At 62.7% G+C, this 7,467-nt stretch carries 8 protein-coding genes; all 8 read right to left on the bottom strand.

Going from position 1 to position 7,467, the window contains the following annotated elements:
- Positions 1-473, bottom strand: a 473-nt coding sequence (locus tag VIR09_RS14160; protein ID WP_332013437.1) for a glycosyltransferase, incomplete at its 3' end; no start/stop codon positions are given.
- Positions 474-630: 157 nt separating this feature from the next.
- A complete protein-coding gene (locus VIR09_RS14155; protein ID WP_332013436.1) occupies positions 631-1,866 on the bottom strand; it encodes a hypothetical protein in 1,236 nt (411 codons plus the stop codon).
- A complete protein-coding gene (locus VIR09_RS14150; RefSeq protein ID WP_332013435.1) occupies positions 1,863-3,104 on the bottom strand; it encodes a hypothetical protein in 1,242 nt (413 codons plus the stop codon). The genes VIR09_RS14155 and VIR09_RS14150 overlap by 4 nt, the downstream gene beginning before the upstream one ends.
- Positions 3,105-3,257: 153 nt before the next feature.
- The gene (locus VIR09_RS14145) at positions 3,258-4,250 is read right to left on the bottom strand and encodes a glycosyltransferase family 2 protein (RefSeq protein ID WP_332013434.1); all 993 of its coding nucleotides are present in this window, start codon (positions 4,248-4,250) and stop codon (positions 3,258-3,260) included.
- On the bottom strand, positions 4,247-4,465 hold the full coding sequence (locus tag VIR09_RS14140; RefSeq protein WP_332013433.1) for a hypothetical protein: 219 nt from the start codon (positions 4,463-4,465) through the stop codon (positions 4,247-4,249). Before VIR09_RS14140 ends, VIR09_RS14145 begins: the two co-directional genes overlap by 4 nt.
- The gene (locus tag VIR09_RS14135) at positions 4,462-5,223 is read right to left on the bottom strand and encodes a glycosyltransferase family 2 protein (RefSeq protein ID WP_332013432.1); all 762 of its coding nucleotides are present in this window, start codon (positions 5,221-5,223) and stop codon (positions 4,462-4,464) included. Before VIR09_RS14135 ends, VIR09_RS14140 begins: the two co-directional genes overlap by 4 nt.
- Positions 5,224-5,533: 310 nt before the next feature.
- Complete coding sequence (locus tag VIR09_RS14130) at positions 5,534-7,072, bottom strand: lipopolysaccharide biosynthesis protein (RefSeq protein WP_332013431.1); 1,539 nt, start codon at positions 7,070-7,072, stop codon at positions 5,534-5,536.
- A 268-nt stretch (positions 7,073-7,340) separates the two neighbouring features.
- A complete protein-coding gene (locus tag VIR09_RS31595) occupies positions 7,341-7,466 on the bottom strand; it encodes a DUF2442 domain-containing protein (RefSeq protein WP_414639423.1) in 126 nt (41 codons plus the stop codon).
- Between the last annotated feature and the right edge of the window lies 1 nt (position 7,467).

The following is a 7,467-nucleotide window of genomic DNA, read 5'->3' as shown; positions in this document are numbered from 1 at the left end:
GCGTTGTGCACGGTGGTGATGCGCGCCGCATCGAAGCCCTGCCCTGCCACGTAGCGAGCGGCATCGTCCGTATAGGCAAACCACCAGTCGGCCCAGTGCAGGCTGCGCCGCTTGAGACCTTCGGCGCGCGACGCCGGGTCGGCCTGACGGTCGCGTCCGTGGCCCCAGTAGGCCACGCGCTTGAGCCGAAGCTGCGACAGCAGAGCAAGCAGGTAGTTGAGAAGGTTCTTGTTGGCGTGTTCGACGACTACCAGGTCAGCAGATAACCACGGCCTGATGACGGGGATCAGCAACAGTTTGCCGCCCAACATCAGGCTGTTTACCTTCAGCCCGATGGCGGATGTCAAATCCACATGATCATTCCGCTTAGCCTCTTCTGCCCAAGGCGTGCCATATACGACCTGCAGGTCGATGCCCTCGCGCCCGAGCCGGCCCGCCAGCGCCTCGAAAAAAGGCAGGCGGTACTGCTTCATGACCGGCTGGATGATGCAGACCTTCATCGCTCAGGCACCCGCTCGTCCGAACGGCGCCGGGCCGGGCCTCAACAAGGGCGGACGGGCGTCGATTTGCTGGGTGCCTGTGCCATGCAGCACCTGCACCGCACCCGCTGGCGATTCGACATGCCTTGGTTCATACATCGTCATCGATAATCACCGGCCGGGCATCGAGCATTATCTGAGTCCCGGCGGGAAAGGACTCCATTGTGCTGCCCCAACGCGTGGCCGGCCGCTCCAATACCATCGGCTGCGCCGCGTTGTCTTTTCCGGCAAGCCACACCACTTTCAGACGCCGGCCGCCCGTGCGCACGGCGCATTGCCAAAGACTGTTCGTTGACTGGCAGGCCGCTGTCTCGAAGCCGTTGAAAAACCCAACCGCGGCTGTCGCCGCAGCAACGGCGCGGGGGGTATCGATGCCCGGCGCCGAAAAGCCCATACCCTTGTTGTCCCATGCATACCAATACACGCGCTTCACGCCCTGGGACGCGTTGAGCAAATAGCTTCGCAGCGTCAGTGAATATATGAGCTCCTCGGCCGAAAGTCCGGGCCACTGGTTCAGTTTCGCCCCAAACCACACGCCAACCTCGGTATTCCAGATCGGTAAATGGCTTACGGAATGCTTCGCCATCACCCGGCGAATGCCCTGAATGGCCGGCACCGTCTGCTCCGGCTCGTCGCGAAAATAAAAATGCTGGCTGATGACATCCGCGTACTGGCCGCCACCCAGCGCCAGGAAGCGGTCAAATTTATCAGCCCAGCGCGCCGTTGGATGAAATGACGGCGACAGCACGCATGCATCCGGGTCGGCCCGCTTGATCTCCTCGTAAGCCACACGTGCGAGCGCGACCATCGCCTCCGCGGTGCCGCTGAAAAACTGCCCCGCAGGCCCCCCGGCACCGGGCGGCGTACTGAATGTCGGATCGGTCGGAAAGCTGACCTCGTTCCAGGGTTCGTAGCACTCGACCCGGCCGCGATGCCGGGTGGCGATGGTGCGCACGTAGCGTCGCCAGTCCTGGATGTTTGCCGGCTCCGCCGCACAACCCAAGCCGTAGGCGCATTTTTCGTCCGGTCTGGCCGAGGCCCAGCGTGGCGTGTTGCCGAGCACCCACAGAACTTTCAGGTTCGCCTTGTCACTTTCGGCAAGGTAGGTTTCGACGCGTCGCAAATTCCAGCGTCCTCGATACGATTGCAGACTCGACCAACCGGTGGCGGAATCCCACAGGCGAATGGCGCCGTATCCCGCCTGTGACGCCTGCCGGATGTTTATTGGCTCGTGAACATGAAAGCCGAGAGTCATCGCGCCATTGGCGGCGAGTGCAGCGCCGTGCATGATAACCAGCAATACAAACACAACTGATTGCTTGTTCATGACTCGACGCCCCGCGCCCGCATGTCGCCGACCACAGCCGTTGCCCGCACGGCCAGAAACACCATGACCAGCGGCCACGTCTTGGTGGCAAACGGTGACGTAACCGTAGTCAGCCCCTGAAACAGGAAGATGACGATCGCCACCGCCAGAGTGCCCCGCGCCCACGGCGGGGCATCCGCGGCACGGCACATGCGATACATGCCGAACCACAGGCCGGCATACACGCACAGGCCAACGAGGCCCTGCGTGGTGACCAGGTGCAGCAGTTCGTTGTGCGCGTTGTGGATATTTGTGCCGGCGGCGCTATGCTCAGCCAGCAGTGCGCTGTCGCCGAAATATCCCCGACCGAACAGCCATTCGCTGAGCGTGAATTGTTTCATGCCAGTCCACAGGCCTGCCCAGATTTCGTTGCGGCCCTGGGAAAAGCTGCCCATGTCGCTGACATCGAAACCGAGCAGCTGCGACGGGTCGATCACCAGAAAGGCGATCACACCGACCGCCGTCGCCAACGCGCCGTAGACCAACAGCAGCCGGGCGCTGAACCCCTGCTTTAGGGCCAGAAAGAAGAATACGCAAAGCAGTGTCAGATAGTTCAGTCGCGAGTTGGCAAACACGACCTGGACGGCGACCAGAAGCATCAGCAATCCAAGCAATGGCGTGATTCTGTTTTGCAGATAGAACGCGACGATGAGCAGGGAAAAGACCAGAGCGTAGGCAAGGTCGGTCTTGAAAAAGTAATAGCCCTTGAACGTACGCACCGACCCCCACTGCGTCCAGCCAAAATCGAACGGCAGCAAGGCGGCGTTGACCACGATCGTCAGCACGGCCGCCAACGCCAGCGCGTGGATCAGCCAGCGATCGTTCGCAAACGCCACCAGCACAAAAAATGCAAACGGGCTGACGATCTTGAAAATTACCGACAGCAAGCCGCCGTACGTCAGCGCCAAGCCGAACAGGTAGTAGAAATACCCCACCATCAGCAAGATGTACGCGGCCAGGTACCTGTTGCGCGCGTCCACGGGCGTTTTCCGGAGCGCGTGCCCGACACGCGCCAGGAACGCGCCGCCGGCCAGCAGCAGGATGTACAGGTACTTGACGGCCTCGATCTCGTACAAGGCGTCGCTGAGCGGCTTGGCGACGATCAGCATCAACAGCAACCAGGACGAGAACGGCGGCCAGCGGGTGGATACCCGAGACAGCGGCAACGCCGCAGTGCCGAGCGGTTGTGCGTACATCAATCTGGATCACCCCGAAAGCAGGAAGAAACCGCAAATCCGCCGGCTGCCTTCGCGCGGCGCCGGACAGGCTCGGCGACCTGCCGGCCGCCTTCTGCCCCTGCCGGATCGTGCAGTGCAACACAGAGACTTTGCACGGCGTTGACGGCCACACCCTCAGCCGACGTAATGCCGGACAGCCGCGCCGGCGGCCGCGCGATCCGCCCACCAGGCCGACATTTTTCCGAGCCCGCCGGCCACTCGAACGGCCTGGCGAACCGCTGTGCCGCGCGACACGAGCAGCGCCGGCAGCAGCAGCAACGCAAAAAGAAGCGCTGAAGCGGCCCCGCGCAGGGCCATCGGCAACCACACATGCGGGCTCGTCTGGGCCCTGATGCGAACCCAGTTCTGGCCTCCCTTGAACGCCCGCCGCAACAGCCAGGCCAGACGCAGGCGCGCCGTTGGCAAGTGCTCGTGCACCACTGCTTCGTCACACCAGACCAGCTTTGCGCCCGCGCGCTCGGCGCGCAAAAACAGCAGAGTGTCCTCGCCGCCGCTGGCGGCAAATCGTTCGTCGAAAGCCCCCCCCGCCAGCTCGAGCAAATGCCGGGTCAGCAGGACGTTTGCGGTGTACGCCGCTTCCCAACCGACCACGCTGCCGGTCGGGTAGCGGGGCTTGGTGAACAACGCCCCGTTCATTGACCAAACCGGAGGCGGCCCGTCGAAACGCGGCACGACGCTGCCGAACACCGCATCCGCTGCAGTCGACGAATGGCATCGCAGCAGCGCCGCCAACCACGTCGGCTCCGGCACCTCGTCGTCGTCGATGAAGGCGATCAACTCGGTCTGCGCCTCGCGCAGGCAGCGGTTACGGGCGCTCGCCACCCCGGGTCGCGGCTCGACCACGTAGCGCAGCGACCACGGCGACGGCGGCAGCGCCGACTCCACCACCGCCCTGGCTGACGCCTGCGAGTCGTTGTCGACCACCACGACCGTGACAGCGATGCCGGTCAACCCCCGCTGCGCCCACAAGCCCTGCAACGTCTGCTGCAATTCTTGCGGCCGCCGAAAAGTACAAACGGCTACCGTCACCGACGCATCACCGGGGCCGGCGACCGCCCGCTCAACCAGAGCCGGCGCGCCATCCGGTTCTGGCGCCGGGCTGTTCATGCCTGCCACCCCAGGCGCGCCCGCGCCGCTTTTTTCAGCACGCCCGCCAATTGCGCGCCCAGAAACCATCGGCTTTGCAGCCCCAGCGCTACCAGCACGCACCTGCTGCCAGCAGAGGCGACCGTCCAGCCGTTGCGCGCCAGACTGCTAGCAAAACCGGCTTCGTATTCAGGCTGGAAACCGTGATCCAGCAGAATGAACTGGTTAGTCCTCATGATTCGATGGGCGGTTGGCCCAGCGGATGCGCCCGGAAGTGCCGGTGGTAGCGATGCCGAATCCGGCGTGCCAGATCGCCGACGCGCAGGGCAAGCGGCGACAGATATTGCAGGCGTACCTGCCGGTTTTCGTCCGCCAGCTTGCGGGCATCCTGCGCGTGCGCGCCCCCCGCCGTGAACTGCGCGACCCGGCGGTCGATCCAGCGCGTGCGCGCCCCGCTGCGGAATACGCGAATCAGCCAGTCGTAATCCGCAGACAGGCGAAAGCGCGTGTCGAATGTCCCCACACTGTCGAACAACACCCGCCGCGCAAACACCGCCTGATGGCACAGGTTCTCGAACGGTAAGGTGAGTCCGTTGATATGCGCAAACGTTCGAAGCACCTTACGGGACGGGTATGCGTAGACCACATTGCCATACAGAAGATCAGCCGCCGGCTGCGCCACCAGTATCCGCGCCACATCCGCCAGCACATCAGGGTCATGTAGGGCATCGTCCGAATTGAGGAAGAATACATACTCCCCACGTGCCATGCGCACACCCTTATTCATCGCATCGTAAATGCCCTTGTCCGGCTCGCTCACGCTCGCCACCGGTGCCGCATCGAAGTCGCGCACGATTTCCATAGTACCGTCCGTCGATGCGCCGTCGACCACCACCCATTCGTAATCCCGGCACGTCTGCGCGCTCAACGAATCGCGTGCACGCGGCAAAACCGCCGCGCTGTTCCAGCATACAGTCACTATCGAGAATTTCATGCGCACGCGCCGGCCAAGTTTGCATCGGCCGAAACCGCTGTCCGCATAAAGGCCTTTGGATTAGCTCTGCTGCGTTTCATCATGTGTGCTTCCAAAAATGGAATTGCGGAAATTAGCCCCAATAGCATCATGGCGAGTATCTCGCCCACTGGCGTTTCCTATGAACATCTTGGGCATCATGTCGAGGAAAGATAAAAAGATAGTGTGGCTACATTTCACATGGACGATCGAGCTATTCACAGGCTCTTTCAGGCCAGAACTAGAGGGCGGTATGACTAACGAAATTTGCCGCAAGGTATCCTTCATGAAGTCATCCGCCGCGCACACGCTGCAGTTGCGGTGCCAGCAACCAGCTGACTACACGCCTGCCCCGGCCGGGCAGGCGTCCGATCGCGCTTGCCAGCAGACCGGATAAATCAGGGCCGAGCAGGCCAGAAAAGCTACGCAAAGCCAGCATCACGCTGAAGCCACACGTGATGATGATGATGGCGAGCCTCGCCGGCATGCCCAGCGCGCTAGCCACCAGAACACGGTCGGCGGCCCATGCCGCCAACGCAGTGAGCACGCTCAAGATCACGCCGCCACGCATAGCGCGGGCGCATTCCCCGAGGGACACATCGATTTGACGCGTTGCCAAGACAGTGAAAAGCAGTGTTCGCAGGCAAATCAGACCCAACACTGTCCACGCCATCGTGGCCAGCGAATGCTGCGCAGCCCACAGCGCACCCACCACCCACAGTCCGGCAAGGGGAAGCTGCACCTTGAATTCCAGTGTGGCGCGGCCAGTGTTCCACAGCACCGGGGTGGTGATACCCCACAGCAAGGCCATAGGCATGGCCAATGCAATCGGTTGCAACACTGCGGCGGCAGGCGCCCAGCGTTGCCCGTACAGGGCCAGCACCAATGTGCTCGCGACCGCGGAAATTGCAAAAAACACCGGCATTATCGCCAGCGTGATGCCGGCCATGAGTGTGAGATAGGCCTTGCGGATGCGCTGCGGCTCGTGCTGCACCTTGGCGCACGCGGAAAACAGCACCGGTTGCATGACGCCCAGGATACTGCCAGACGGCGCATTGACCAGGTTGTAGGCGTTGGCGTAGAGACCAACTGACGTGCTGTCGAGAGTACGTGCGATCACGGTGCGATCGATATTGCCGATGATCCAATTGATGAGGTTCGTAAGCAGCACGGTGCCACCAAAGTGCCCCATGCTGAACGCATCGGGGTGTCGAAGCAGCGGCGCAAGCGGATGGCGTACAACCCGATACATCAACAGCAGCGACAAAAGACTTTGTGCCGCCCAGGCCACCACCAGGGTCCACACACCGGCGCCGGCCAACCCCAGCGGTATACCGAGGCAGACGTATGCAAAGAAGTAGGCGACGGTCTGCGCAATTTGCAGTGCCTTGAAATCGAGTTCTCGCTTGAGCAGGTTGAGCGATACCGCGCTGATTGCCTGCAACAGGGCCAACGGCGCCAGCGCCAGAATGATTGCCTGCAGACGCGGCTCGCGGAAGAAGCCGGCAAGCGGCCCGGACAGGGCCGCTAGCGCGACAGTGATGATCAAACCGAGCAAGACCTGCAGGGTAAATACAAAACGTATGTCGGTGCTGTCCAGATGCTTGCGCTGGATCAAACCATAGGCCAAGCCGATGTCCGAGAAAAAGGCGGAGAAAGTCATCACTACCACGCTCATGGCGAACAGGCCGTACTGCGCCGGGCCAAGCAGGCGCGCCAGCACAATCTGAACGCTTATCTGCATGAACAAGCGCAGGAATGCACCGCCGCTGCCCCACAGGAATGCCGTGATGCTGCGCGCAGCCAAGCCTGCTTGAGTGGGCGAGGTCATGGCGAACAAGCCGATCGGCCAGTTTTTTCGCGGCGGGGGGACCGCTCCCACAGGACGACCCGACGGGAGACCCGCCCTCGGGCCGAATGCTGCGCCGGCGACGGGAGATTCGCGGCGGGGGCGCCGCTCCCACAGGAAAACGCTGTGGGAGGCCCGCCCTCGGGCCGAATGGTGCGCGCCGCTCCCACAGGACCACCCCGGTGGGAGGCCCGCCCTCGGGCCGAATGCTGTGCCGGGCTCTGCGGATTCGCGGCGGGGGCGTTAAGCATCACGCGGGCTGCGATCGGTCATAGAGGGTTTCAGGGGCGATATCGAGGTTGCCCGGCCAGCATACGGTGTCGTAAGCGACGTAAGCCTGCCTGAATATTGCCGGGTCTTTCAGGCGAGTGAACACG

It is taken from the genome of Achromobacter sp., from assembly GCF_036567245.1.
Taxonomy (GTDB): domain Bacteria; phylum Pseudomonadota; class Gammaproteobacteria; order Burkholderiales; family Burkholderiaceae_B; genus Achromobacter.
This window is presented reverse-complemented; position numbering and strand designations above follow the sequence as displayed.